Consider the following 24,839-nt stretch of genomic DNA (forward strand, 5'->3'; position numbering starts at 1 on the left):
CCCGACGAGGGCCCGCTCACGACGACGGCGCGGTTCACGGCGACGCGACGGGACGCGTCCGGACGAGCCGTACGCCCGTGGTCAGCAGGATGACGGCCCCACCGAGGCTCATCACCAGCCCGATGCCTGGCATCGCCTGCCCCCAGGCGTCGGTCGCCTCGCTGATCTGGACGAGTCGCAGGAGCTGCCAGCCGGCCACGAAGGCGACGGCGCCGCCGGCGAGGAAGCTGTGCGACACGGCGACCCACCGCCGGGGGATCAGCGCGCCCGCCACGGCGATGAAGCCGCCGCACAGGGTCCACAGCCCCGGGCCTGCGGTACCGCTGATGTTCCCGAGCGGGGTGATCACCCACGGCAGCATGCTGCCGACGATCACGGCCAGTGCACCGACCAGGAGCCCGACGCTGCCGGGGTGCATGATCTGCTTGCGCGGCTTCCGTGCCCGGCCGCCCGCTGCGAGCAGGTTGCCGAGGGATGCGCTCGTCGTCGAGGCCATGGACCGACTGTAGGCGCGTCCGCCCCGTCTGGACCCCCGCGGGTCGGTGAACGGTGCCGTTCGTCCGGCGAGCGGTCGATCGGGCCTGACGAACGGTCACCGGCCGGCCGTGCGCCGGTCGCAGCGCTCTGGGCGCCGTTCGCGGGACGGTCCCCGCCGTCGGGCGGCGAAACCTTGTGAGCAGCACGAACGGTGCGATTCGCTCGGCCGGTACGGGGACGTTCTCCGGGCGACGGTGCCCGGGGTGAACGCGATGAAGGGAGCGTCCGATGACCGATAGCGTGCGCGAGAGCTCACCAGATCCTGGGCCGCCGCCGGCGAACGGCTGGCGGCAGGAGTACTGGAAGAAGAACCTGCGGCTGATGGTGGTGCTGCTCAGCATCTGGTTCGTGGTCTCGTTCGTCTGCGGGATCCTGCTGATCGAACAGCTGAACAACATCGTCGTCTTCGGCTTCCCGCTGGGCCTGTGGTTCGCCCAGCAGGGATCGATCTACACCTTCATCATCCTGATCCTGGTGTACACGCTGCGGATGGACCGGCTCGACGACGAGTACGGCGTCGCCGAGCGCGACGGAGAGGGGAATCGGCTGTGAGCGAGATCCAGGTCTGGTCCCTCGTCTTCGTAGGTATCTCGTTCGCGATCTACCTCACCATCGCGTGGCGCAGCCGCGTGAAGGAGACCAAGGGCTTCTACGTGGCCGGCCAGGGCATCCCTGCGGTCGCCAACGGTGCGGCCGTCGCGGCGGACTGGATGTCCGCGGCGTCGTTCATCTCCATGGCGGGGCTCATCGCCTTCATGGGGTCGGACGGCTCGGTCTACCTCATGGGCTGGACCGGCGGCTACGTGCTGCTGGCCCTCCTGCTGGCGCCCTACCTGCGCAAGTGGGGCAAGTTCACCGTCCCGGAGTTCGTCGGTGACCGGTACTCGGAGTACGTGCGGCTCATCGCCGCGGTCGCCGCGATCATCGTGTCCTTCACGTACGTGGTGGGTCAGATGCGTGGTGGCGGCATCGTGTTCAGCCGCTTCCTCAACCTGTCCATCGAGGGTGGCGTGGCCGTGGCCGCGGCGATCATCTTCCTGTACGCCGTCCTGGGCGGCATGAAGGGCATCACCTGGACCCAGGTGGCCCAGTACACGGTGATGATCGTCGCCTACCTCATCCCGGCGTGGACCATCGCGCAGAAGATGACGGGCTTCCCGGTGCCGCAGGTGACGTTCGGCCAGATCCTGGCCGAGCTCGACGCCCTGAGCGAGAAGTTCGGGCTCGCGCAGTACACCGAGGCGTTCGCCGCTCGGCCGCAGATCGACGTGTTCCTGGTGACGATGTCGCTGATGATCGGTACGGCCGGCCTGCCGCACGTCATCATCCGGTTCTACACGACGAAGTCGGTGCGCGGCGCACGGTTCTCGGCGTTCTGGGCGCTGTTCTTCATCGGCCTGCTGTACACCACGGCTCCCGCCGTGGGGGCGTTCACCAAGCTGAACCTCATGCAGTCCGTCGACGGCGTGGCGGTCGCCTCGCTGCCGGCCTGGGTCAACAACTGGGCCGCGACCGGACTGGTCACCGTCTCCGACAGCGCATCGACGATCGGCACGTTGAGCAACGACCCGGAGTCGGGTGCCGACCTCATCGTGAACAACGACATCCTCGTGCTCGCCACGCCCGAGATCGCCGGCCTGCCCGCGCCGATCGTCGGCCTGGTCGCAGCGGGCGGTCTGGCCGCGGCGATGTCCACGGCGGCCGGTCTGCTGCTCGTGATCTCCTCCTCCGTCTCGCACGACCTGTACTTCCGGGTCGTCAAGAAGGAGGCCTCGGAGTCGCGGCGTCTGCTCGTGGGCCGCATCGCCATGGGTCTCGCCGTCGTGGTCGCGATCTACGGCGGCATCAACCCGCCGGCGTACGTGGCTCAGGTGGTCGCGTTCGCGTTCGGTCTGGCGGCGTCGACGTTCTTCCCGATCCTCGTGCTGGGTATCTTCTGGAAGCGCGCCAACGCGATCGGTGCCGCGTCGGGCATGATCTCCGGCCTGGTGTTCACGGCGTCCTACATGATCTACACGCTCGACGTGTTCGGGACGTCGGAGCACGAGCACATCCTGGGCATCTCGCCCGAGGGCATCGGTGCTATCGGTGCGCTGGTGAACATCATCGTCACCGTGGTGGTCTCCAGGCTCACGGCGCCACCGTCCGAGCACGTCCAGGAGATGGTGGAGGGCATCCGGTACCCGGCCGCCCGGAAGCAGGTGACCGCTGACGAGTAGTTCTGGGTACGGACGGGGTTCCCTGCTCCGCGCGGTCGCGCTCACGGGCGCTGCGCGCCCTCCGCTTCCGGTCTGACGACCGCGCGGAGCAGGGAACCCCGTCTTTTCGTCCTGCTGGCGGTTCGTGGGACAGGGGTGCGCGAGGCCGGGCACTTCGCGGCGCGGCACGGGAGGGGATGGTGGGTACGTAGGCTGGTCCGGTGCATCTCGTCGCCTCCGACCTCTCCTTCGGCTACCCCGGACGCCCCGTCCTGACGGGCGTCGACCTGCGGGTGTCCGACGGCGTCCGGCTCGGTGTCGTCGGTGAGAACGGGTCGGGCAAGTCCACGCTGCTGCACCTGCTCGCCGGTGATCTCGTCCCGTCGTCCGGCGAGGTGCGTCGCAGCGGGACCGTCGGCATGGTGGAGCAGGAGCTCGCGGTGCCGCCGGGGCTGACGGTGGGCGACCTGGTCGACGCCACGCTCGCGGACCTGCGGCGGCTTGCCGCCGACCTGGAAGCGGCCGCGGAGGCGTTCGACCACGACGGCGGTGACCTGCGCGAGCTGGGCGACCTGCTGGCCCGGGTAGAGCACCTCGCGGCCTGGGACGCGGACCGGCGCGTGGACGAGGCACTGACCCGGCTCGGCGCCGTGCGTGACCGCGACCGGGCGCTCGAGACCCTGTCCGTCGGGCAGCGCTACCGCGTGCGCCTGGCCTGCCGGCTCGCCGAGCGGGCCGATCTTCTGCTCCTCGACGAACCGACCAACCACCTCGACGACTCCGGGCTGGAGTACCTCACCGAGGCCGTGCTGGGCTGGCACGGCGGGGTCGTCCTCGTCACGCACGACCGCGAGCTCATCGACGACGTCGTCACCGCCGTCTACGACCTCGACCCGTCGATGGACGACTCACCCGTGCTCTACGGGCAGCCCGGGTACCTCTCCTACCGGTTCGCGAAGAACCAGGCGCTGCAGCGGTGGAAGCAGCGCTACCGGTCCGAGCAGAAGCGTGCCGCCGAGCTCGCGTTCCGCCTCGACCGCTCCTACGAGGGCCTCTCGGACGAGTGGCGACCGCCCAAGGGATCGCAGAAGCACCGCCGTGGGACGCGCGCCCGTATCCACGTCAAGGCTGCCGACCGGCTCGTCGAGAAGCTGAAGGCCGAGGCGGTCGACGTGCCGCCCCCGCCGCTGGAGCTCGCCTTCCCGGACCTGCCCGCCCTCTCACCGCGCTGGGACCCCGCCGAGCCGCTGGTGGACCTGCGCTCGCCCCGCGTCGAGGCGGCCGACGGCGGGGTGCGGCTCGACCTTCCCGGCACGCGGCTGGCCGTCCCGCCGTCGGGCCGGCTGCTCGTCGTCGGCCCCAACGGCACCGGCAAGTCGACGCTGCTCGGGGCGTTCGCCGGCACGTTGCCGCTCGCCCGCGGGACTCGGACGTCCCGGGAGGGCATGCGGATCGGCGTCGTCGGTCAGGAGGGGCGGGTGCCCGACGGCGGCGACGGCGCGAAGCGGTCCGGGTTCGACGCGTACGCGGTCGAGGCGCTCGCCCTGCTGGACCGGGGCGAGCTGGACCCCGACCACCTCGTTCCGGTAGCGGCGCTGGGCCTGCTCACCGAGGACGAGCTCGAGCGGCCCCTGCGCGAGCTGAGCGTGGGGCAGCGGCGGCGCTTCGACATCGCGCTCGCGCTCCTGCACGCACCGCACCTCCTGGTGCTCGACGAGCCGACCAACCACCTGTCGGTGGACCTGGTCGACGCGCTGACGATCGCGTTCGAGCGGACGTCCGCGGCCGTCGTCGTCGCCACGCACGACCGGCGGATGCGCGCGGACCTCGCGGGCTGGCCGGTCCTGGCGCTGGGATAGGGCGCAGCTCAGTCGAGCCGGCCGACGTGCGCCATCGCCTGGCGGACCAGCGCCCCCTGGCCGTTGACCATCTCGGCCTGCACGGTGTCGCTGCACGCCTCCTCGGGCGTGAGCCAGGCGAGGTCGAGCGCGTTCTGCTGCGGGCGGCAGTCACCGTTGACGGGCACCACGTAGGCCAGCGAGATCGCGTGCTGGCGCGGGTCGTGGAACGGCGTGATGCCCGGCGTCGGAAAGTACTCGGCGACGGTGAACGGCTGGGGTGACGCCGGCACCTGCGGCAGCGCGACCGGGCCGAGATCCTTCTCGATGTGCCGCAGCAGCGCGTCGCGCACCCGCTCGTGGTACAGCACCCGGCCGGTGACGAGCGCACGGGTCATGCTGCCGAGCGGGGTGGCGCGCAGCAGCAGGCCGACGGCGACCACGTCGCCCGACTCGTCGACCCGCACGGGCACGGCGTCGACGTACACCAGCGGCAGCTGGGCACGGACGGCGGCGATCTCCTCAGGGGTCAGCCATCCGGCCCGCCCGGTCGGGTGCTCGTGCTCGTCGTCCGGAGGGAACTCGGCGGTGTCGGTCACCCTTCGTTTCTATCAGCCCGACGGCGGTCGCGGCCTGCGCTGGAGCCTCGGCCCGAGTGACGTGGGCCACGCCCGGTCCGCCTCCGGCGGAATACCTGGACGAGCCGGGACGCTGTGCTCAAGAGGCAACCCCCACGAGAGGACTTCGTATGGCTACCGTCGAGCTCACCGACACCACCTTCGAGCAGGCGATCAAGGACAACGACATCGTGCTGGTGGACTTCTGGGCCTCCTGGTGCGGCCCGTGCCGCCAGTTCGCGCCGGTGTTCGAGGCGTCGAGCGAGGAGAACATCGACGTCGTGCACGCCAAGATCGACACCGAGGCGCAGCAGCAGATCGCGGCCGCGGCGGGTGTCACGGCGATCCCGACGCTCATGGCGTTCCGCGAGGGAGTCCTGGTCTTCAACCAGGCCGGTGCCCTCCCGGGCCCGCAGCTCAAGCAGGTCGTCGAGGCCGTCAAGGGCCTCGACATGGACGAGGTGCGCACGCAGATCGCCGCCGCGTCCAACGGCGAGCAGCAGGGCTGAGCGCGCAGGGCGCGCACGCAGGGCCGAGCGCCCCTCAGCGCAGGACGGGCGCCGCCGGGCTCCGGGCCCGACGGCGGCCGTCGTGCGTCACCGCTCAGGAGAACCGCCGGGTGAGCGTCGACGCCGCCCCGGTCGCGACCGAGGGACTCGCGCTGCCGAGCACGCTCCACAGCTCGACCCGCACCGTGCCGCCGTCGAGGTCGCCGAGGGACCCGTCCGCCGAGGCGAGGCGCCCCGTGGCGGTGTAGGTCTCGTCGCCCGGCACCGGGTCGGTCGCGAAGTACGCGTACGTCTCGGTGCGCTCGACGTCTCCGTCGCCGTCCAGGTCGTAGGTCACGCGGGCCTGCACGGCCAGCCCCACCGTGGACCCCGCGTCGACACCGAACGAGAACGCCGTGTCCTGCCCGGTGTACGACCCTGTCAGCCCGGTCGCCTCGAAGACGGCCGGCTGGTGGGGTGTCCCGTCGCGGTTCTGGCCGCCCGCACCGGCGAGCTCTACGCGGCCGTCCGTCGCCGCCGTCGCGCTCAGCGAGCCGTCCGGGCCGAGGTGCCGGACCGGCTGGAGGTCACCCGGCTCGGGGTCCGGCGTCGGGTCGGGGTCCGGCTCGGGGTCCGGGTCGACCGGGCCGCCGGTCGCGCCGCCACCGGTCCAGGAGCGGGCGCCGGTCGCCACCGTCTTGCCGGCGGGGACCTCCACGACCGTCCCGTCCGCGAAGGTCACGGACACCGGGGCCGCCGTGACGTTGGACGCCACGTAGGTGCGCCCGTCCTCGCCGTCGAACGCCGCGGCGAGCGCGTGGTCCGCACCGACGCCGGCCACCGTCCCGAGAGAGGCCAGGTTGGCCACCCAGTGGTACGTGTGGGCGCGGGTCTCGCCCTCCTCGGGCTCGAAGGACGACGACGTCAGCAGGTCGAGCGCGCGGGGTCCGTCTCCGAGGGCCAGGTAGCTCCACAGGATGTCCTGCCACACCGTCGGCGGGCCGCCGTTGACCCCTTCCATGTGGTCGTACGCGGCACGCACGGTGGACGGCGACTCGCCGAGGTACAGGTGGGACCCGGTGATGGGCAGGGTGTTGATGCCCTGGATCATCTCCGGCTCGGCGCTGAACCAGGTCGAGTAGGAACCGCCGTCGCCCCAGACCATCCCGACCGCGGGGTGCTCGAACTCGTCGGGGTAGGTCGACCCGTCGACGTCGAACCAGTAGCGCTGGATCGCGGCCGCCTGCGTGGCGTACAGGTAGACGCCCGCGTCGCGGACCTCCTGGTCACCGGTCGCCTCGCCCCACTGGATGAGCGCCCCGGCGAAGTTCATGCCCTCGGAGCTGGACTCCTGGTTGTTCCCGGCGGCGAACGCGCCGTGGCCGGAGGCCCAGTCGTGGCCCGCGTAGACGTCGAAGTCACGCAGGTACGGGAACCGGGTCTCGTCGCGGTCGTAGCCGTTGGCGTCGCGGATGAGCAGGTCCACCATGCCGCCGTACTCGGCGGCCCACTGCGGGTCGAACCGGGCCAGCGTGGCGGCCGCGGCCACGTAGTAGCCGTAGTGGAAGTGGTGGTCGTTGAGCTCGGTGTCCGCACCGTAGGAGGCGGGGTAGCCGATCAGGGTGCCCCACTGCTCGTCGTAGGCGAAGACCTGCTCGGTCTTGCCCGGCGTGGCGGTGAACCAGTCGGTCAGGACGTCCCGGACGGCGTCGAGCGCCTCGTCGCGCTGGGCGGTGCGGCCGAGCTGGTCGGCGATCTCCACGACGCGGGTGGCGCGGCCGAGGGCCTTGCCCGTCCAGTAGGTGTCCGATCCGCGCTGGTCGAGCGGGTCCCCGACCTCGTCGAGGTAGGCCTCCAGGGTGGCCCGGTCGGCGCCGGACGACGTCGCCACCGCGGGCAGCTCCGGCAGCACCCCGCCGTACGGCGTGGTGGTCGTGAACTCGGTGGCGTCGGTGAGGATCGCCATGTCGCCGCGCGGCGAGACGTAGGTGGGCCCGGCCGGCTCCGTCCCGGTGAGGTAGGCGCTCTGGTGCGGGTACAGCGCGGCGACCGTGCCGCCGTCGGCCGCTCCGGGCCAGGGCGTGGTGTCGAATGAGTACGTGGTGCGCACCGCGGCGTCGGTGGCGTCGTAGGTGTAGTCGGCGCGGGTCCCGGTGACGGGCGAGCGGCCGGCCGCGGTGTAGTCCTCGACGAGGGCGGCGCGCTCGGCCGTGGACCCGTCGGGCAGGACGGCGACGGCGAAGCGGTCCGTGCCCGCGGTCGCCGTGGTGCCGCTGAGGGACCAGGAGACGTCGGCGGGGACGACGGCGAGGTAGTCGGACCCGCCGACCCGCACGCCGAGACGTCCGGGCTCGTCGAGCCACACCTCGGGGCTGCCGGAGAACGTCAGCTGCGCGTCGCCGCCGGTCGCCTCGAACCAGGCGAGCGGCATGCCGTGGCCGATGGTCGCGTGCAGCGAGCGGGCGCCGTCGTCCCACACGGGCGTGACGGTCCAGTCGGTCCAGCCGGCGACGGCGACGTGGGGGGCGTCGAGCCCGACGACGCCTGCCCGCAGGTCCTCGGTGTAGGGGTAGTGGTACTCGCTCACGCCGGCACCGCTGCCGCTGATGGCCGGCTGCGTGGTGTAGGAGATGCCGAGGCCGCCCGCGGACGGCTGGTAGGAGGCCGGGTGGGCGTGCAGGGGTGCGCTGAAGGAGCAGTCGAACACCTTGTACGCCAGCGACGTCCACCAGTCGTTGGTGGGCAGCGGGGTGTCGGGCGCCTCGTCGGTGACGAAGGCTCGCGGGTCGGCCTCCACGGCGTCGCATCCCTGGGGACCGGGGCCGACGGGGTCGGTGGTGTAGCTGCCGGAACCGACGTCCACGACGTCGGCGGTGGCCGGGGGAGCGCTTGCGGTGATCGCCCCGCCGGCGATCAGGGCGAGCGCCGCGACACGGGCGGTACGCCGGTGTCGCGCGGGTTGTGAGAACGTCATCGTTCACCTCGCGGGTCGGTCGCCTCGTCGAGCACGTCGGCCCGCGTCCCACGGCCGACGTCCTTGATCGGCCCCGAGCAGACGTGTGGAAGCGATCCCAACACCATGGCGTAGATAGGTGACACGTGCAACCTCCGGTCATGAGGTCGCGCGGTCGATCCGTGCGCGAGGCGGGACTCGAACCCGCACGTCCGAAGACACCAGGACCTAAACCTGGCGCGTCTGCCTGATTTCGCCACTCGCGCGTGCGCCCCGAGTCTACGACCCGGGTCGGCGCGTCAGGAGAGCCCGAGCGCCTTGCGCAGCCGTGCCACGTGCCCCGTCGCCTTGACGTTGTACTGGGCGAGCGCCACCTTGCCGTCGGTGCCGACCACCACCGTCGAGCGGATGACGCCGACGACGGTGCGTCCGTAGTTCTTCTTCTCCCCCCAGGCGCCGTAGGCCTCGAGGACCTCACGCTCCGGGTCGGAGGCCAGCGGGAACGTCAGGGCGTCCCGCTCGACGAACTGCGCGAGCTTCGCCGGCTCGTCGGGGGAGATGCCCACGACCGCGTAGCCCGCGCCCTGCAGCGCGGCCAGCGAGTCGCGGAAGTCGCACGCCTCGGTGGTGCAGCCGGGCGTCATGGCGGCGGGGTAGAAGTAGACCACCACGCCACGCTCCGCCTCGAGGCGGAGCTCCTCGAGCGAGACGGTGCCGCCGTCGGCGGTCGTCAGGGTGAAGTCGGGTGCGGTGTCGCCGACGGCGAGACGGGTCACGTGGAGCTCCTCGAACGGGTCTGCTGGGCCGCCACGAGCCTAGCGCCCGCCCGGCACGGTGCCGGTCCGACGGCGTCGCTCGCGTAGCGTAGGGACCGTGAGCCCTGCAGCATCCAGCACCCCGTCCAGCACCGCGTCCCCCGCGGGCGCGTCCCCCCGCCGGCCGGCCGAGCCGCTGCCCATCCGCATGCTGCACGACCGCGTGCTCGTCGACCCGGAGACCGACCGTGCTGAGCGGCAGTCGTCGGCCGGCCTCGTCATCCCGGCGACGGCGGCGGGCCCCAAGCGGCTGACCTGGGCCACGGTGGTCGCCAAGGGCGAGCACGTGCGCCAGGTGGCCGTGGGCGACCGGGTGCTCTACGACCCCGAGGACCGGGCCGAGGTCGACCTCGGCGGCACGGACTACGTGCTGCTGCGCGAGCGTGACGTGCACGCCGTGGCGGAGCTCTCCGACGACGCGGGAACCACGGGCCTGTACCTGTGAGGATGGCTGTCGTGCAGGTCACAGCCCTCCGCCGGGGATCCGAGTACCGGTCGTGCGTTCCGGCCTGGTAATGTTTCACACCGCTACGCGCCATTAGCTCAATGGGTAGAGCAGCTGACTCTTAATCAGCGGGTTCGGGGTTCGAGTCCCTGATGGCGCACCAGCGAGGACGACGAACCGACCGCCTGCTCATCGTCCGCGCTTGTTCGCGCGCCATTAGCTCAATGGGTAGAGCAGCTGACTCTTAATCAGCGGGTTCGGGGTTCGAGTCCCTGATGGCGCACCAGCGAGGCCCTCGTCGCAGCAGCGACGGGGGCCTCTGCCGTTGGCGTTCAGGCGGCTCGCGGCGGCACGATGGACGGATGATCTCCACCGAGCTCGCCGCCCGCCTGCGTGACGCCGGGCTGACCTGGAAGCCCACGGACGGGGACAGGTTCCACATCGACGCCCCGGAGCTGGCCGCGGAGGTGTTCACCGTCTCCACGTTGACCATCGAGCCGCACCACTACCCGACGGGCACGGTGCTCGGCTTCAACGGGACCACCGAGTGGGCCCTGGACTCCGTGGACATCGAGGACACGCTCTGGCTCCCGGGCGAGGACCAGCTGCGCTCCTTGCTCGGGCGCACCTTCCGCTCGTTGGTGCACGACGGCGATACCTACGTCGTCGAGGTCGACCTCCTCGGAGAGCGGCGCACCTTCGCGGCCCCGGAGGCGGCCGACGCCTACGGGCAGGCGCTGCTCGCCCTGGTCGAGCTGGCGGCGGAATAGGGGCAGGCCCGTGCTGCGCCGTACCCTGGGGCGGTGTCCGAGACCCCGCCCAGCTCTACCGAGCGTCCGCACGAGGCCGACGAGCCGCGCCACGAGAACTTCCTTCGTCGGCCGCGCAGCTATGTGCGGCGGACCGAGCGGCTGACCGCCGGGCAGCAGCGTGCCTGGGACGCCCGCCGTCATCACTACCTGGTCGACGTGCCGCGCGAGCGCCGTGAGCTGTCCGTGCACCCGGACTGGCGGTTCGACGCGGCGGCGGAGTTCGGGCGGACGGCGCCCGTCGTGCTCGAGATCGGCACGGGGCTGGGCGAGTGCATCGTGCATGCCGCCGCCACCCATCCTGAGCGCGACCACGTGGCCGTCGAGGTCTACACGCCGGGCGTCGCGCAGGTCATCGTGCGGGCGGGCCACGGCGGCGCCGACCCGGCAGACGCCGGCGGGGCACCCGGCCAGGTGCTCGACAACCTGAGGATCATGCAGGTCGACGCCGCCGAGCTGCTGCGCCACGGGCTGCCGGAGGCGAGCCTCGACGAGGTGTGGGTCTTCTTCCCGGACCCGTGGCCCAAGCAGAAGCACCACAAGCGGCGCCTGGTCGACCCGGAGCTCGCCGACCTCGTCGCGCGGGTCCTGCGGCCGGGCGGCCGCTGGCGCCTGGCCACCGACTGGGCCCAGTACGGCGAGGTGATGCTGAAGGTGGGCGACGCCGCCGAGGGCTTCCGCAACGCCCACGGACCGGGAGGACGTGCCCCTCGGTTCGAGGGCCGCGTCATGACGAGCTTCGAGCGCAAGGGCCGCAGCGCCGGCCGCGAGGTGACGGACCTGGAGTTCGTCCGCGTCTGAGCGGACCGCCTGGCGGCTCAGTCGTCCAGGCCGCGCGCCCGGAGCGCCTCGCCGAGCGCGTCCGCCTGCCGCAGCGCACCGACGACCAGCGGGACCGCGAACGCCCGGACGTCGTGCTCGCGCCCGCGGGCCCGCTGCGCGTCGCGCACCGTCCCCGCCAGGGCCGTGAGCACGGGGACCGAGCGGACGGCCAGCGCCAGCACCAGCGCGGCCCGCTCGGCGTCGAGGCCCACGCGGCGCAGCGGGCCCAGAGCCCGTTCGAGGGCGGCCAGGAGCAGGGAGGTCGGCGTCGTGGCCGTGACGAGACCGGCCAGGGCGACGAGCGCCACCAGGCGGGTGGTCAGCACGCACGCGGCGAGCGGCCCGAGCGTGGCCCACTGCACCGCGACGACGCACGGGACGAACCAGCGCAGCGGCCGCACCTGCGACCACACCGCGCGCGGGCCCAGCCGCGCCAGGGCGTAGAGCCCGAGGACGCCGACGACGGCGGCACCCGCCCCGACCGGCGAGCGCACGGCCAGCAGGGCGAGGGAGCACACGCACAGCGCGGCCAGCTTGGTCCCGGCCCCCAGCCGGTGCACCGGGCTCACGCCATCAGCCGACGGTAGGCGGGCACCGCGGCCGCGGGGACGTCGTCGACCACCACCCGGCCGCCGTCGACGACGAGCACGCGGTCGAAGCCCGACACCAGGTCGAGGTCGTGCGTCACCAGCACGACGTGCTGGTCGAGCGCCGCGAGCCGGTCGGCGACGGCCCGGGTGTTGCGCAGGTCCAGGAGCGTGGTCGGCTCGTCCGCGACGACCAGCCGTGGCGCGGTGACCAGCACGCTCGTCAGGGCCAGGAGCTGCTTCTGCCCGCCGGAGAGCAGGTGGGCCGGGTGGTCGGCGTGGTCGGCGAGGCCGTGCCGGTCGAGCTCGGCGGCGACCCGCGCCGCCACCGCCGCCCGCGACAGCCCCGAGCGGCGCAGGGAGTAGGCGACGTCCTCGGCGACGGTCGGCATGATGATCTGCGCGTCCGGGTCGGTGAACACGAACCCGACGCGTCGTCGCACCTCCCGGCCACGGCGGCGGGTGTCCAGCCCGTCCACCAGCACGCGGCCCGACGTCGGCACGATCAGCCCGTTCAGCAGGCGTGCGAGGGTCGACTTGCCCGACCCGTTCGCACCGATGACGGCGACCCGGCGCTCGGTGAGCCGCAGCGAGACGCCGTGCAGCACCTCGCGTTCGCCGTGGCGCACGTGCACGTCGTCCAGCACCACCTCGGTCATCGGACCACCTCGACGAGCAGTGCGACGCCGAGGCCTCCCGCCGCGGCAGCCGTCGCCAGCCCGAGCGTGCCGGCCGGCGCACCGGCGGTGACCAGGCGGGCGTACAGCCGCACCACGGCCACCGCACCGCTGGCCCCGAACGGGTGGCCCAGCCCGAGCGTGCCGCCGTCGGTGTTCCAGCGGGCGTCGTCGGCGCCCAGCTCCTCGGTGACCGCGAGCGCCTGGACGGCGAACGCCTCGACGAGCTCGACCGCGGCGACGTCGCCCAGCGCGACACCCGCCCGGGCGCAGGCCGTCCGGACCGCCGCGACCGGGCCGACCATCGGGCGCGACGGGTCGGTGCCGCAGGTGACCGCGGCCCGGACGCGCAGCCCGGGGGAGCCGTCGGGCACGACGGCGACGGCGGCCGCGCCGTCGCCCGAGGGGGCCGCCGAGAGCGCCGTGACGGAGCCGTCCGCGCCGAACGCACCGGGCAGCCGGTCGAGCACCCGCGGGTCGAGCCTCCGGGCGTGCTCGTCACGCCGGAGCCCGCCGACCGGCACGGTCTCGGCGGCGAAGCGACCGGCGGCGTGCGCCGTGCGGACGCGCTCGTGCGAGCGGACGGCCCAGGCGTGCTGGCGCTCGCGGGCGGTGCCGCGGGCGCGCGCGAGCCGGTCGGCGGCGTCGCCGAGGTCGGGGTCGGCCCAGGGTGGTGGTGCGAACGACGCGCGGCCGTAGGCCAGGGGGCCGTGCGACCGGCGGGGCGCGTGCGAGCCGCTCTCCACCCCGCCGGCGAGCACGGCGTCGGCCTGCCCGGAGTCGACGAGCGCGGCACCGACGGCGATCGCCGCCAGCCCGGAGGCGCACTGCCGGTCCACGGTGAGCCCCGGTGCCGTCAGGCCGGCGGCGAGCGCGGCCCGCCGGGCCACGTTGCCGCCGTGGCCGGCCGCGTTGCCGAGCACGACGTCGTCCACGGCGTCCACCCCGGCGTCGCGCGCCGTGGCGGTCAGGACGGCGGCGGCGAGCGCCGTCTCGTCGACGCCGCGGTGACCGCGGCCCGCCACCCCGATCCAGGTGCGGCGCGCGGCGACGACGACGCTCACCGCAGCACCCCGAGCTCGCCCACCCGGGCGGCCGGGTCGGTGCCGGCCACGGCGGCCCCGAGCGCGGCACGCGCCACCTTGCCGTCGGCGGTGCGCGGCAGCGCGTCGACCCGGTACCAGCGGCGTGGTCGCTGGGCGGGGGCGAGGGTGGCGCGGGCCACCCGTTCGAGATGCGCGCGCAGGCCGGGCCGGTCGTCGGCCTCGACCACGGCGACGACCACGGCACCGAGCCGGCGGTGCGGCGCCCCGGCCACGACGACGTCGCGCACGCCGGGCACGGGGCGCAGGGCCGCCTCGACGTCCTCGGGAACCACGGTGGCCCCCGCGGTCAGCACGGCCCCGTCGCCGCGTCCGCGCAGCACCAGCGGCCCGCTGCCGGAGCCCAGCGGGACGGCGCTCGTCGCGGGGGCCGGGCCCGCGCCGTCGGGCAGCTCGGCGAGGTCGCCGACGGTGGCCCACGCGCCGTCGCGGCGCAGCGGTCCGCGGGCACCCGCGAGGTAGCCCTGCGACACCCACGGCGAGCGCACCCACACCTCGCCCAGGCTGGTGCCGGGCTGGGGCCGCACGGCGACGTCCACCTCGGGGAACGGTCGCAGCCCGTCGCCGGTGTCGACGGCGACGAAGCTGAGCTCGACCGCGCCGTAGTAGGCGACCAGCTCCAGGCCGGACGCAGCGGCGCGCTCGCGCTGGACGGGGTCGAGGCCTGCACCACCGACGACGGCGGTCCGTAGCCGCGACGGCATCCCGGCGACCAGGGCGTCGAGCACGTCGTCCAGCCGGGAGGGCACCAGGTGGACCACGTCGCTCGCCGCGAGGGCCGCCGTCGTCGCGGTCGGTCCCGGCGCCAGGTGTGCGCACGCGCCCACGGCGAGCGCGTGCACCGCGGCGAAGCAGTGCAGCGAGCTGGCCAGCGGCCCGGTGACCAGCACCGTGTCGGTGGCCCGGGTGCCGGTCAGTCGGCTCACGTGGTCGAAGGACCGGGTCCAGGACCCGCGGTCGCGGACCACGGCGCGCGGGCGACCGGTGCTGCCGGAGGAGAACCCGGCCCACGCGGTGTCGGCGTCGTCGGGCGGCGGTCCGGCACCCCTGTCCGCGTCGCCGAGCCCGACCGTGCCGGGCGCGGCGCGCGGCAACGGCACGTGGACGACGACGGCGGGCGTCAGGGCGCGCAGCACCTCGGCGCGCTGGTGCACCGGCCAGGCGGGGTCGGCCACCAGGCCGGTGGCGCCGGCGAGGTCGACGGCGAGCAGACCGACGAGCGCGTCGAGCGGGTCGTGCAGCAGCAGCGCGACGAGGTCGCCGGGGCGGGTGCCGGTGGCCGTGAGGTGCTCGGCGCCGGCGCGCACGTCGGCGGCCAGCTCCGCGTACGTGCGGTCGCGTGTCGCATGGCGCAGCGCGGGCCGGTCCCGGCCCGGCCCGGCCGCGTGCCGCAGGACGTGGTGGGCGACGGGCACCCTCAGCCCTCCCGCGTGCGGTACCGCAGGGCGGCCGGGTAGGCGCGGGCCACGGCGACGGTGATGCCCGCGCACGCCAGCGCCTTGAGCAGGTCCCCGGGCAGGAACGCCAGGGACAGCCAGGCGGTCTGTGCCAGCGGGACGCCGGTCACGACCGCCTGCACCGGCAGGCCGAACGCGTACACGACGCCGACGCCCCCGACGAGCGCCGCGACGAGCACCCCGGCGAACGTGACCCGCCGGAGCCGCTGGACGAGCAGGCCCACGACGAACGCCCCGGCGGCGAAGCCGACGAGATAGCCGGCCGAAGGTCCCACGAAGGCACCCAGCCCGCCGCGGCCCCCGGCGAGCAGCGGCAGCCCTGCGGCAGCCAGGACCAGCAGGGTCAGCACCGCCAGGGCGCCGCGACGGGCGCCGAGCACGGTGCCCGCGAGCATCACCCCGAGGGTCTGCAACGTGATCGGCACGGCGTTGCCGAACAGGCTGAGCGAGCCCGGCAGCCCGAGCACGGCGACGAGGGCGGCGAACGTGGCCACCCGGGCGGCGTCGGCGGCGTCCAGGGCTCCGCGGCGCCCGCTGGCGGTGCTCGGTGCGGTCTCGGTGGCCTCGGTCATCGGTTCTCCTTCGCGCGGCGGTCGGGCGTGGTCGGGTACCACTCTGGTGGCCGGGCGTCCACGGGGCGCCGGGCAGCGTACCCACCCGCGTCGCGCCGTCGTGCACGAATCGCACAAGCGGTTGCCGGAAGCTCCAAACGAGGCACGCCGGGGCTGGCGGGTGCGGCTATGGCGGTGACGCGGTGGCGGGTGCCGGCGAGGCGCGACAGGATGCCCGCATGGACCAGACGTACGACGTGATCGTCATCGGCGCGGGCCCCGTCGGGGAGAACGCGGCCGGCCGGGCCGCCGCCACCGGGCTCTCGGTGGCCGTCGTGGAGGCGGAGCTCGTGGGCGGGGAGTGCTCGTACTGGGCCTGCATCCCGTCCAAGACGTTGCTGCACCCCGGCGCGGCACGCGCCGCGGCCCGTGCCACGCCCGGCGTGGCGGACCCGGGCCCGCTCGATGCCCGCGGCCGTGCTGGCCTGGCGCGACAAGGCGACCGGGGAGGGCGACGACACCGGCCAGGTGGAGTGGCTCGCATCGGCCGGCATCGCGCTGGTGCGCGGTCACGGCCGGCTGGTGGGGGAGCGGAAGGTCGAGGTCACACCGGCGCTCGGGTCCGTGGACGGCGGCGGCACCCACCTGCTGCACGCCCGGTGCGCCGTCGTGGTGGCCACCGGCAGCGCACCGGTGCTGCCTCCGGTCCCGGGGCTGGGCGCCGCGAACCCGTGGACGTCGCGCGAGGCCACGGCCGCCGAGGCGGTGCCGGAGTCGCTCGTGGTGCTCGGCGGTGGTGTGGTGGGCTGCGAGATGGCGACCGCCTACTCCGACCTGGGCGCCCGGGTCACCCTCCTGGCGCGCAGCGGCCTGCTGACCGGTGCCGAACCCTTCGCCGGTGAAGCCCTCGCCGACGCCCTGCGCGAGGCCGGGGTCGACGTCCGGCTCGGCAGCGAGGTGACGGAGGTCTCCCGCCCCGAGGTCGGCGGCCCGGTCACCGTGACCGTCGAGGACGGTCGGGGGACGCAGCAGGTGACGGCGGCGGAGCTGCTGGTGGCGACCGGGCGGCGGCCCCGCACGGGCGAGGTGGGCCTCGACAGCGTGGGGCTGGCGACGGACGCGCCGCTGCGCACCGACGACTCGATGGTGGTCCAGGGCGTGAGCCGGTCCGCCGGGGGCAACCCGTGGCTGTTCGCCTGCGGCGACGTCACCGGCCGAGCCCCGACCACCCACCAGGGCAAGTACGAGGCACGCGTCGCCGGCGACGTCGTCGCCGCCCTGTACGGCCCGGACGACAGCTCCTCACGGATGCCACCGCCGCACGCCCGAGCCTGGACGAGGTACGCGGCCAGCGCGGACCACGTCGCCCGGACCCAGGTGGTCTTCACCCGCCCGCAGGTGGCGTCGGTGGGTCCCACGGAGACCGAGGCGCGCGACGCCGGCCTGCCGGTGCGCGCCGTCGCCTACGACCTGTCCGCCGTCGCCGGTGCGAGCGTCACGTCGCCCGACTACGCGGGCCGGGCGCAGATCCTCGTGGACACCGAGCGCGAGGTGATCGTCGGCGCCACGTTCGTGGGGCCCGACGCGAGCGAGATGCTGCACGCGGCCACGATCGCCGTCGTCGGCGAGGTGCCGCTCGGCCGACTCTGGCACGCGGTGCCCGCGTTCCCCACCGTCTCGGAGGTGTGGCTGCGGTTCGCGGAGGAGTACGGGCTGTGAGGCCCAGCGGTTAGGCTCTGGGCCGTGACCACGACGCCGAAGCGAGTCGGACTCGCCACCTGCTCCGTCCTGCCCGACCTCGACGCCGACGACCGCCCGCTCGTCCCCGCTCTCGCCGGCCGCGGCGTCACGGCCGAGCCGGTCGTGTGGGACGACCCCGACGTCGACTGGGCGGAGTACGACCTCGTCGTCGTGCGCTCCACGTACGACTACTCGCCCCGGCGCGACCAGTTCGTCGAGTGGGCGCGCTCCGTGCCGCGGCTGGCCAACAGCGCCGACGTCATCTCGTGGAACACCGACAAGACCTACCTGCAGGCGCTCGACGCCGCCGGGGTGCCCGTCATCCCCACGATCTGGCTCGACCCCGAGCGCCACCTGTCGAAGCGCGCGATCCACACCCGCATGCCCGCCTTCGGCGACTTCGTGGTCAAGCCGGTCGTCTCGGCGGGCGCCAAGGACACGGGGCGCTACCAGCCCGTCAGCTCGGCGTCGCGGGCGCTCGCGATCCAGCACGCCAAGTCCCTGCTCGACGACGGCCGGGCCGTGATGATCCAGCCGTACGTGACCAGCGTGGACACCCAGGGCGAGACCTGCCTGATCTTCGTCGACGGCGAGGTGCGCCACTCCGTGCGCAAGAACGCCCTGCTGACCGGGCCCAGCCGTCCCACGCAAGGGCTCTACGCCCGCGAGAAGATGCGGCCGGTCGACGCCACCGACGCGGAGATCGACGTAGCGCGTCGGGCGCTCGCCGTCGCGCACGAGAAGCTCGGGGTGGAGCAGCCGTTCCTCTACGCGCGCGTGGACCTGGTCGGCCGCGAGGACTCGCCGGCCGTCATCGAGCTCGAGCTGACGGAGCCGTCGCTGTGGCTCAAGCACGACGGCGGGGCCGGGACCGCGGAGGCGCTCGCGGACGCGATCGTCGCCCGTCTGGGCTGAGCCCGCGGTCCCGGGCGGCTCAGCCCAGGTCGTTCTCCGCGAGCCAGTCGGCAGCGATGTCCTCGCTGGAGCGTCGCTCCTCGGTGGACTGGACGTTGAGGTCGACCAGGCCCTCGGGGGTGAGGGCGGCGCTGACCGGGTCGATGGCGGCGGCGACCTCGTCGGCCACCTCGGCGCTGACCAGGGGGACCACGTTCGAGGCGAGGAACAGGCCCTCGGGGTCCTCGAGGGTGACCAGGCCCTCGGTCTGGATGCGCGGGTCGGCACTGAAGACGTTCGCCACGTTGACGGTGCCGGCCACGAGGTCCTGGACCGTCGTGTCGCCGGTGGCCTCGAACGACACGTCGACCCCGTAGACGTCCGCGAGCCCCTGCGGACCGTAGGGCCGCTCCTCGAGCTCGGCGGGGCCGCCGACCACGATCTCCTCCTCGGCGTCGGCGAGGTCACCGATGGTGGTCAGGCCGTTGGCCTCGGCGAAGTCGGCCGTGACGTTGTAGGAGTCCTGGTCGGTGGCAGCCGACTGGTCGAGGACGGCCAGACCTTCCGGCAGGGCGTCCTGGAGCGCCGCGTAGACGTCGTCGGTCGACGTCGCGGTGGTCTCCGGGTCGAAGAACTGCAGCAGGTTGCCCGTGTACTCGGGGAAGACCTGCACCTCGCCGTTCTCGAGCGCCGGCATGTAGGCGTCGCGCTGACCGATGGAGAAGTTCCGCTCGACGGTGAAGCCGTCGGCCTCGAGGGCCTGGGCGTAGATCTCCGCGATGATCTCGTTGGAGTAGTACGCCTGGGAGCCGACGACGATCGTGCCGGCGGCCGCGGTCTCCTCGCCGTCACCGGTGTCCTGCTCCAACGGGTCGGAGCCGCCGCCGCAGGCCGTCAGGGTGAGGAGCGCGGCCGCCGCTCCGGCGACGAGGGTGATGGTTCGTCGGGTGCTGCGCATGGTCTGCCTTTCGTGGGCGTTCGTGGGTGTTCGATGGACGGGGTTCAGGTGTCGCGGGCGCGTCCGGCGGAGACCCCCGCCGGCACGACGAGCCGCTCGAGGACGGCGAACAGGGCGTCGAGCACCACGGCGAGCACCACGATGACGAGCGCCGCCCCGAGTATCTGCGCGAAGTCGCGGATCTGGATGCCCTGGACGATGTAGAAGCCGAGACCCCAGCTGCCGACGTAGCCGGCGAGCGTCACGGTGGCCACCACCTGCAGCGTCGCGGACCGCAGCCCGCCGATGAGCAGCGGCAGCCCGAGCGGGACCTCGACCTTGCGCAGCACCTGCGTCGGGGTCATCCCCACCGACCGGGCGCCGTCGACCACCCGCCGGTCGACCGCCTCGACCCCCGAGTAGGCGCCCGCGAGGACGGGCGGGATCGCCAGCAGCACGAACGCCGTCGTGGATGCGCCGACCTTGTGCGTCACTCCCAGCACCAGGACCAGGAGCAGGACGAGCCCGAACGACGGCACCGCCCGTGCGGCGCCGGACAGCGCCACCGCGACCTCGCGGCCCCGGCCGGTGTGCCCGATCAGCCACCCGGCCGGCACCGCGACCATCGCGGCGAGCAGCACGGAGACGGCCGTGAAGGCGACGTGCGTCCAGACGGCCTCGGAGAGCGGCAGGGAGCCGGTCTGCCGGTCGGGGGAGAAGATCCAGGCGATCGCGTCGGCGAAGAGGTCCATCACGCCCCCTTCCGGTTCCAGGGCATGAGCAGCCTGCCCACCAGGACCAGCAGGGCGTCGATCAGGAGGGCGATGACGACGACGGCCACCACGCCCGCGAGGATCTCGGGGACGATCTGGCGCTGGTAGCCGTTCGTGAACAGGTAGCCCAGGTTGTCGATGCCGATGAGGATCCCGACGGTCGCCAGCGAGATGGTGGACACCGCGGTGACGCGCAACCCGGCCAGGACGACGGGCCCCGCCAGGGGGAGGTCGACCTGCCAGAACCGTCGCCAGCTCCCGTAGCCGACGGCGACGGCGGCCTGCCGGACCGACGGCTCGACCGAGGCGAGCGCGTCCGCGACGAACCGGGTCATGATCGCCACGGCGTAGATCGTCAGCGCCACCACGAGGTTGACCTCGCTGAGGAAGCTGATGCCCAGCACCGGGGGCAGCAGGGCGAACAGCGCGAGCGACGGGATCGTGTAGAGCAGCCCGACGAGGGTCAGCACGAGCCCGCGGGTGAGCCGGAACCGGAACGCGAGCCAGCCTGCCGGGACGGACACGAGGAACCCGAGCAGGATGGGCAGCGCGCTCTGGCGCAGGTGCTCGACGGTGAGGCGGCCGATCAGGTCGAGGTTGTCCAGGACCCAGGTCATGCGCCGCCCTCGACGAGGACTCCCTGCGTCCGGCCGGCGGCATCGACGAGCACGGTGCCGCGACCGGTCTGCTTGGTGTGCAGGGCGCGGGCGCCGCGCTCGGCACCGATGAAGCTCGCCACGAACTCGTCGGCGGGATTCTCGATGATCTCGCTCGGGGACCCGATCTGTGCGACCTGGGCACACTTCTCGAGGATCACGACCTGGTCGCCCAGCAGGAACGCCTCGTCGACGTCGTGCGTGACGAACACGACGGTCTTGTTCAGCTCCTGCTGCAGACGGAGCGTCTCGGTCTGCAGCTCGGCGCGGACGATGGGGTCGACGGCGCCGAACGGCTCGTCCATGAGCAGGATGTTCGGGTCGGCGGCCAGGGCGCGCGCCACGCCGACGCGCTGCTGCTGACCGCCGGAGAGCTGGCCGGGGTACCGCTCGGCGATCGCCCGGTCCAGGCCCACCGTGTCGAGCAGCTCGAGCGCACGGTCGCGCGCGGTGCGTCGCGACGTGCCCTCGAGCCGCAGCACGGTCGTGACGTTGTCGACCACCCTGTGGTGGGGGAGCAGCCCGCCGTTCTGCAGCACGTACCCGATGCTGCGCCGCAGCTTCACGGCGTCCCGGTCCTGGATCGGCTCGCCGTCGATCTCGATGACCCCGGACGTCGGGTCGACCATCCGGTTGATCATCCGCAGCAGGGTCGTCTTGCCGCAGCCCGACGATCCCACCAGGACCGTCGTCTTGTGCGGCGGGATGACCAGGTCGAAGTCCGCGACGGCATGGGTGCCGTCCGGGTACGTCTTGGTCACCGAGCGGAACTCGATCATGGGCAGTGCCTCCGGAGGGCGGGGGTTCCGACGTCCTACCCGACCACAATCCTGCACGCGGCGCGAGAGAACCCGCCGGTCGCGCGGCGATCTCGCGGCCCGGCCGCGAACCCCTGCAGGCAGATCAGCTCGTGAGCATCTGGCGGAGCACGTAGGGCAGGATCCCTCCGTGGCGGTAGTACGCCGCTTCGGCGGGGGTGTCGATCCTCACCCGCGCCGTCAGCTCGCGGACCTGATCGTCCGCCTCGACGCGGACGGTGACCTCACCGGGCAGCTCCTCAGCACCCTCCAGCCCGATGATGGAGTAGGTCTCCTCCCCGGTCAGGCCGAGATCCTCGGCCGACTCCCCGTGCGTGAGCTGCAGCGGCAGGACCCCCATGCCGATGAGGTTCGATCGGTGGATCCGTTCGAAGGAGGTGGCCAGCACGGCCTTGACGCCGAGCAGCATGGTGCCCTTGGCGGCCCAGTCCCGCGACGAACCCGACCCGTAGTCCGCGCCGGCCACCACGATCAGCGGGACGTCGTCCTCGGCGTACGACTGGGCGGCGTCGAAGATGCTCTCGGGTTCGCCGTCGGGCAGGCGGCGCGTGTACCCGCCCTCGACGCCGGGGACGAGCTTGTTGCGCAGCCGCACGTTGGCGAAGGTCCCGCGGATCATCACGTCGTGGTTGCCGCGGCGCGAGCCGTAGGAGTTGAAGTCCTTCGCCTCCACCCCGTGCCCGGTGAGGTACTTCCCGGCCGGGGAGTCTGCCCGGATCGCCCCGGCCGGGGAGATGTGGTCGGTGGTGACCGAGTCCCCCAGGTGGGCCAGCACCCGGGCGCCGATGATGTCGCGCACCGGCTCTGCCTCGGTGGGCATCGAGTCGAAGTAGGGCGGGCGGCGCACGTAGGTCGAGGCGGCGTCCCAGTCGAAGGTCTGGGACTGCGTCAGGGTCATGCCCCGCCAGTTCTCGTCCCCCGTCAGGACGTCGGCGTAGCCGTCGGTGAACATGCGCGCCTCGACGTTGGCGTCGATCGCAGCCTTGATCTCGGCGCTGGTGGGCCAGACGTCCTTGAGGAAGACGTCGTCGCCCTGCTCGTCCTGGCCGAGCGGCTCGCGCAGCAGGTCGACGTGCATCGACCCCGCCAGGGCATAGGCGATGACCAGCGGCGGTGAGGTCAGGAAGTTCATCTTCGTCTCGGCGTGGATACGGCCCTCGAAGTTCCGGTTCCCGGACAGCACCGAGGCCACCGTGAGGTCGTGACCGGTGACGGCCTGGCTGACCTCGGGGATCAGCGGACCGGAGTTGCCGATGCACGTGGTGCAGCCGTAGCCCACGAGGTGGAAGCCGAGCTGTTCGAGGTACGGGGTGAGTCCGGCGCGCTCGTAGTAGTCGGTCACGACCCGCGACCCGGGAGCCAGGCTCGTCTTGACCCACGGCTTGGAGCGCAGCCCCCTCTCCACGGCGTTCTTCGCCAGCAGACCGGCGCCGAGCATCACCGACGGGTTGGAGGTGTTGGTGCAGGAGGTGATGGCCGCGATGACCACGTCACCGTGGTCGATCTGCGCCGGGGTGCCGTCGAGGTCGATCTGCGTCGGGTCCGAGGGCCAACCGTCGACCTGGCCGTAGCCGCCCGTCCGGGGCGGCGCGTCGCGGTCGACCCCGGTGCCGACCGTGTAGGGGTCGCTGGCCGGGAAGGAGTCCGCCGACCCGTCGTCCACCCCGCCCCGGACCGCCTCGGCGTGCGTCTGCCCGGCCAGCAGCCCACGCACAGCGCGCTGGGCGGCCCGCAGAGGGATGCGGTCCTGCGGGCGCGTCGGCCCGGCGAGGGACGGCTCGACGGTCGACAGGTCCAGCTCGACGACCTGGCTGTAGTCCGGGACGTGGTCCGGGTCGTGCCACAGGGCCTGCTCCTTGGCGTACGCCTCCACCAGCTCGACCTGGTGGGTCGAGCGGCCGGTCAGGCGCAGGTAGTCCAGCGTCTCGGCGTCGACGGGGAAGATGGTCGCGGTCGAGCCGTACTCCGGGCTCATGTTGCCCAGGGTCGCGCGGGTGGCCAACGGCACGTTGGCGACACCAGGGCCGAAGAAGTCCACGAACTTGCCCACCACGCCGGTCCGGCGCAGCAGCTCGGCCACGGTCAGGACCAGGTCGGTGGCCGTCGTGCCCTCGGTCAGCTCACCAGTGAGCTTCAGCCCCACCACCTGCGGGATGAGCATGCTCATCGGCTGGCCCAGCATCGCTGCCTCGGCCTCGATGCCGCCGACCCCCCACCCCAGCACACCGAGCCCGTTGATCATCGGGGTGTGGGAGTCGGTACCCACGACCGTGTCGGGGTAGGCCACCGGGCGCTGCGCACCCTCCTTGGTGAAGACCACCCGTGCCAGGTACTCCAGGTTGACCTGGTGACAGATCCCGGTGTCGGGCGGGACGACCCGGAAGTCGTCGAAGGCCTGCTGGCCCCAGCGCAGCAGCTCGTAGCGTTCGTGGTTGCGTTCGAACTCCAGGTCCGCATTGACCCGGAAGGCGTCGACGCGGCCGAACACGTCGGCGATCACCGAGTGGTCGATGACCAGGTCGGTGGGGATGAGCGGGTTGATCTTCGCCGGGTCCCCGCCCACCGCCGTCATGGCGTCACGCATCGCGACCAGGTCGACCACGCACGGCACACCCGTGAAGTCCTGCATGAGCACCCGCGCGGGGGTGAACTGGATCTCCGTGCTGGTCTCCGCCGTCGCGGCAGGGTCCCAGGCCGCGAGCGCACGGACGTGCTCGGCGGTGACCACCCGCCCGTCCTCGTTGCGCAGCAGGTTCTCCAGGAGGACCTTCAGGCTGTACGGCAGCCGGGCCGAGCCCTCGACCCGGTCCAGCCGGAAGATGTCGTAGGTGGCCTCGCCCACGGTGAGCTGGTCGAGGGATCCGAAGCTGTTGGTGCTCATGTCGATACTCCGTCCTCACGACAGCGACGTGCCCGTCTCGTGCACGCTACAGGTTTCCTCCCGGCTCGCAGTGGGCGCGGGCGGGGGCCGGTCACCCGGAACGAGAACGAGGCCCGGATCTCGTCCAGGAGTGCATCCTGGACGAGATCCGGGCCTCGTTCGGTGGGGTGGCTAACCGGGCTTGAACCGGCGACCTCCTGGACCACAACCAGGCGCTCTACCGACTGAGCTATAGCCACCATG

22 protein-coding genes, 4 tRNA genes and 1 pseudogene are annotated in these 24,839 nt (G+C 73.1%); 11 read left to right on the forward strand and 16 right to left on the reverse strand.

Features of this window, described 5'->3' with window-relative positions:
* Positions 1-34: 34 nt before the first annotated feature.
* On the reverse strand, positions 35-496 hold the full coding sequence (locus ACH5HR_RS08820; RefSeq protein WP_402376230.1) for a hypothetical protein: 462 nt from the start codon (positions 494-496) through the stop codon (positions 35-37).
* A gap of 269 nt (positions 497-765) precedes the next feature.
* Between ACH5HR_RS08820 and ACH5HR_RS08825 the strand changes: the two genes are divergently transcribed.
* The 3 genes from ACH5HR_RS08825 to ACH5HR_RS08835 all read left to right on the forward strand — a co-directional run bounded on the left by ACH5HR_RS08825 (position 766) and on the right by ACH5HR_RS08835 (position 4,594).
* Positions 766-1,089 carry a DUF4212 domain-containing protein gene (locus tag ACH5HR_RS08825; protein ID WP_402376232.1) on the forward strand — a complete coding sequence of 108 codons (324 nt, stop codon included), beginning with the start codon at positions 766-768 and terminating at the stop codon, positions 1,087-1,089.
* Entirely contained in the window at positions 1,086-2,756 is a 1,671-nt protein-coding gene (locus tag ACH5HR_RS08830) for a sodium:solute symporter family protein (protein ID WP_402376234.1), read from the forward strand. The genes ACH5HR_RS08825 and ACH5HR_RS08830 overlap by 4 nt, the downstream gene beginning before the upstream one ends.
* 200 nt (positions 2,757-2,956) lie before the next feature.
* On the forward strand, positions 2,957-4,594 hold the full coding sequence (locus tag ACH5HR_RS08835) for an ATP-binding cassette domain-containing protein (RefSeq protein WP_416477439.1): 1,638 nt from the start codon (positions 2,957-2,959) through the stop codon (positions 4,592-4,594).
* An 8-nt stretch (positions 4,595-4,602) separates the two neighbouring features.
* Here the strand turns inward: ACH5HR_RS08835 and ACH5HR_RS08840 are convergent, their stop codons facing one another.
* Positions 4,603-5,172 carry an NUDIX hydrolase family protein gene (locus ACH5HR_RS08840; RefSeq protein ID WP_402376240.1) on the reverse strand — a complete coding sequence of 190 codons (570 nt, stop codon included), beginning with the start codon at positions 5,170-5,172 and terminating at the stop codon, positions 4,603-4,605.
* Between the two features lie 149 nt (positions 5,173-5,321).
* Here ACH5HR_RS08840 and trxA point away from each other — a divergent pair, with 149 nt between their 5' ends.
* The gene (gene trxA / locus ACH5HR_RS08845) at positions 5,322-5,699 is read left to right on the forward strand and encodes a thioredoxin (protein WP_416477441.1); all 378 of its coding nucleotides are present in this window, start codon (positions 5,322-5,324) and stop codon (positions 5,697-5,699) included.
* Positions 5,700-5,793: 94 nt separating this feature from the next.
* On the opposite strand, the gene ACH5HR_RS08850 is transcribed toward trxA, so the two are convergent.
* The 3 genes from ACH5HR_RS08850 to bcp all read right to left on the reverse strand — a co-directional run bounded on the left by ACH5HR_RS08850 (position 5,794) and on the right by bcp (position 9,407).
* Entirely contained in the window at positions 5,794-8,652 is a 2,859-nt protein-coding gene (locus ACH5HR_RS08850) for a glycosyl hydrolase (RefSeq protein WP_416477443.1), read from the reverse strand.
* A 162-nt stretch (positions 8,653-8,814) separates the two neighbouring features.
* Positions 8,815-8,897: transfer RNA gene (locus ACH5HR_RS08855), tRNA-Leu, on the reverse strand.
* Between the two features lie 33 nt (positions 8,898-8,930).
* Positions 8,931-9,407, reverse strand: coding sequence for a thioredoxin-dependent thiol peroxidase (gene bcp, locus ACH5HR_RS08860; protein ID WP_416477444.1), 477 nt, complete (start codon positions 9,405-9,407; stop codon positions 8,931-8,933).
* A gap of 187 nt (positions 9,408-9,594) precedes the next feature.
* Here bcp and ACH5HR_RS08865 point away from each other — a divergent pair, with 187 nt between their 5' ends.
* From ACH5HR_RS08865 to trmB, 5 genes are all read left to right on the forward strand, one after another.
* The gene (locus tag ACH5HR_RS08865; RefSeq protein ID WP_416477504.1) at positions 9,595-9,891 is read left to right on the forward strand and encodes a GroES family chaperonin; all 297 of its coding nucleotides are present in this window, start codon (positions 9,595-9,597) and stop codon (positions 9,889-9,891) included.
* Between the two features lie 87 nt (positions 9,892-9,978).
* A tRNA-Lys gene (locus ACH5HR_RS08870) sits at positions 9,979-10,054 on the forward strand.
* 47 nt (positions 10,055-10,101) lie between these two features.
* A tRNA-Lys gene (locus ACH5HR_RS08875) sits at positions 10,102-10,177 on the forward strand.
* 76 nt (positions 10,178-10,253) lie between these two features.
* On the forward strand, positions 10,254-10,661 hold the full coding sequence (locus tag ACH5HR_RS08880) for a pilus assembly protein CpaE (protein WP_416477446.1): 408 nt from the start codon (positions 10,254-10,256) through the stop codon (positions 10,659-10,661).
* Positions 10,662-10,694: 33 nt separating this feature from the next.
* Positions 10,695-11,501: a tRNA (guanosine(46)-N7)-methyltransferase TrmB gene (gene trmB / locus ACH5HR_RS08885; protein ID WP_402376253.1), complete on the forward strand. Its 807-nt coding sequence runs from the start codon at positions 10,695-10,697 to the stop codon at positions 11,499-11,501.
* Positions 11,502-11,518: 17 nt separating this feature from the next.
* Here trmB and ACH5HR_RS08890 read toward each other — a convergent pair whose 3' ends face one another.
* The 5 genes from ACH5HR_RS08890 to ACH5HR_RS08910 are packed head-to-tail and all read right to left on the reverse strand — an operon-like array spanning position 11,519 to position 15,918.
* Positions 11,519-12,091 carry an energy-coupling factor transporter transmembrane component T family protein gene (locus ACH5HR_RS08890; protein WP_402376256.1) on the reverse strand — a complete coding sequence of 191 codons (573 nt, stop codon included), beginning with the start codon at positions 12,089-12,091 and terminating at the stop codon, positions 11,519-11,521.
* Entirely contained in the window at positions 12,088-12,768 is a 681-nt protein-coding gene (locus ACH5HR_RS08895; protein ID WP_402376259.1) for an energy-coupling factor ABC transporter ATP-binding protein, read from the reverse strand. The genes ACH5HR_RS08890 and ACH5HR_RS08895 overlap by 4 nt, the downstream gene beginning before the upstream one ends.
* Positions 12,765-13,850 (reverse strand): acetyl-CoA C-acyltransferase, encoded by a 1,086-nt coding sequence (locus tag ACH5HR_RS08900; protein WP_416477447.1) that lies wholly within the window; start codon positions 13,848-13,850, stop codon positions 12,765-12,767. The genes ACH5HR_RS08895 and ACH5HR_RS08900 overlap by 4 nt, the downstream gene beginning before the upstream one ends.
* Positions 13,847-15,304: a class I adenylate-forming enzyme family protein gene (locus tag ACH5HR_RS08905; protein ID WP_402376264.1), complete on the reverse strand. Its 1,458-nt coding sequence runs from the start codon at positions 15,302-15,304 to the stop codon at positions 13,847-13,849. Before ACH5HR_RS08905 ends, ACH5HR_RS08900 begins: the two co-directional genes overlap by 4 nt.
* A 2-nt stretch (positions 15,305-15,306) precedes the next feature.
* Positions 15,307-15,918 (reverse strand): biotin transporter BioY, encoded by a 612-nt coding sequence (locus ACH5HR_RS08910; protein ID WP_402376267.1) that lies wholly within the window; start codon positions 15,916-15,918, stop codon positions 15,307-15,309.
* 218 nt (positions 15,919-16,136) lie between these two features.
* On the opposite strand from ACH5HR_RS08910, the pseudogene ACH5HR_RS08915 reads away from it, so the two are divergent.
* Both ACH5HR_RS08915 and ACH5HR_RS08920 read left to right on the forward strand, forming a co-directional pair.
* A pseudogene (locus tag ACH5HR_RS08915) lies at positions 16,137-17,616 on the forward strand (dihydrolipoyl dehydrogenase family protein).
* 24 nt (positions 17,617-17,640) lie between these two features.
* Complete coding sequence (locus ACH5HR_RS08920; RefSeq protein WP_416477449.1) at positions 17,641-18,552, forward strand: ATP-grasp domain-containing protein; 912 nt, start codon at positions 17,641-17,643, stop codon at positions 18,550-18,552.
* 19 nt (positions 18,553-18,571) lie between these two features.
* Here the strand turns inward: ACH5HR_RS08920 and ACH5HR_RS08925 are convergent, their stop codons facing one another.
* From ACH5HR_RS08925 to ACH5HR_RS08950, 6 genes are all read right to left on the reverse strand, one after another.
* The gene (locus ACH5HR_RS08925) at positions 18,572-19,489 is read right to left on the reverse strand and encodes an ABC transporter substrate-binding protein (RefSeq protein WP_416477451.1); all 918 of its coding nucleotides are present in this window, start codon (positions 19,487-19,489) and stop codon (positions 18,572-18,574) included.
* 44 nt (positions 19,490-19,533) lie between these two features.
* Positions 19,534-20,220 (reverse strand): ABC transporter permease, encoded by a 687-nt coding sequence (locus ACH5HR_RS08930; protein ID WP_416477453.1) that lies wholly within the window; start codon positions 20,218-20,220, stop codon positions 19,534-19,536.
* Positions 20,220-20,858 (reverse strand): ABC transporter permease, encoded by a 639-nt coding sequence (locus tag ACH5HR_RS08935; protein WP_416477455.1) that lies wholly within the window; start codon positions 20,856-20,858, stop codon positions 20,220-20,222. Before ACH5HR_RS08935 ends, ACH5HR_RS08930 begins: the two co-directional genes overlap by 1 nt.
* The gene (locus ACH5HR_RS08940) at positions 20,855-21,676 is read right to left on the reverse strand and encodes an ABC transporter ATP-binding protein (RefSeq protein ID WP_416477457.1); all 822 of its coding nucleotides are present in this window, start codon (positions 21,674-21,676) and stop codon (positions 20,855-20,857) included. The genes ACH5HR_RS08935 and ACH5HR_RS08940 overlap by 4 nt, the downstream gene beginning before the upstream one ends.
* A 124-nt stretch (positions 21,677-21,800) precedes the next feature.
* Positions 21,801-24,596, reverse strand: coding sequence for an aconitate hydratase (locus ACH5HR_RS08945; RefSeq protein ID WP_416477458.1), 2,796 nt, complete (start codon positions 24,594-24,596; stop codon positions 21,801-21,803).
* Positions 24,597-24,759: 163 nt separating this feature from the next.
* A tRNA-His gene (locus ACH5HR_RS08950) sits at positions 24,760-24,835 on the reverse strand.
* Positions 24,836-24,839: the final 4 nt, after the last annotated feature.

Origin of the sequence: Isoptericola maris (genome assembly GCF_048065335.1) — a bacterium.
In the GTDB taxonomy this organism is placed as follows: Bacteria; Actinomycetota; Actinomycetes; order Actinomycetales; family Cellulomonadaceae; genus Isoptericola; species Isoptericola rhizosphaerae.

Bases quoted from the DNA above. Each gene is read 5' to 3' on its own strand.
- ACH5HR_RS08820 (WP_402376230.1), bottom strand. From the start codon at position 496: ATGGCCTCGACGACGAGCGCATCCCTCGGCAACCTGCTCGCAGCGGGC.
- ACH5HR_RS08825 (WP_402376232.1), top strand. From the start codon at position 766: ATGACCGATAGCGTGCGCGAGAGCTCACCAGATCCTGGGCCGCCGCCG.
- trxA (WP_416477441.1), top strand. From the start codon at position 5,322: ATGGCTACCGTCGAGCTCACCGACACCACCTTCGAGCAGGCGATCAAG.
- ACH5HR_RS08850 (WP_416477443.1), bottom strand. From the start codon at position 8,652: ATGACGTTCTCACAACCCGCGCGACACCGGCGTACCGCCCGTGTCGCG.
- ACH5HR_RS08865 (WP_416477504.1), top strand. From the start codon at position 9,595: ATGCTGCACGACCGCGTGCTCGTCGACCCGGAGACCGACCGTGCTGAG.
- ACH5HR_RS08880 (WP_416477446.1), top strand. From the start codon at position 10,254: ATGATCTCCACCGAGCTCGCCGCCCGCCTGCGTGACGCCGGGCTGACC.
- ACH5HR_RS08895 (WP_402376259.1), bottom strand. From the start codon at position 12,768: ATGACCGAGGTGGTGCTGGACGACGTGCACGTGCGCCACGGCGAACGC.
- ACH5HR_RS08910 (WP_402376267.1), bottom strand. From the start codon at position 15,918: ATGACCGAGGCCACCGAGACCGCACCGAGCACCGCCAGCGGGCGCCGC.
- ACH5HR_RS08925 (WP_416477451.1), bottom strand. From the start codon at position 19,489: ATGCGCAGCACCCGACGAACCATCACCCTCGTCGCCGGAGCGGCGGCC.
- ACH5HR_RS08930 (WP_416477453.1), bottom strand. From the start codon at position 20,220: ATGGACCTCTTCGCCGACGCGATCGCCTGGATCTTCTCCCCCGACCGG.
- ACH5HR_RS08935 (WP_416477455.1), bottom strand. From the start codon at position 20,858: ATGACCTGGGTCCTGGACAACCTCGACCTGATCGGCCGCCTCACCGTC.
- ACH5HR_RS08940 (WP_416477457.1), bottom strand. From the start codon at position 21,676: ATGATCGAGTTCCGCTCGGTGACCAAGACGTACCCGGACGGCACCCAT.
- ACH5HR_RS08945 (WP_416477458.1), bottom strand. From the start codon at position 24,596: ATGAGCACCAACAGCTTCGGATCCCTCGACCAGCTCACCGTGGGCGAG.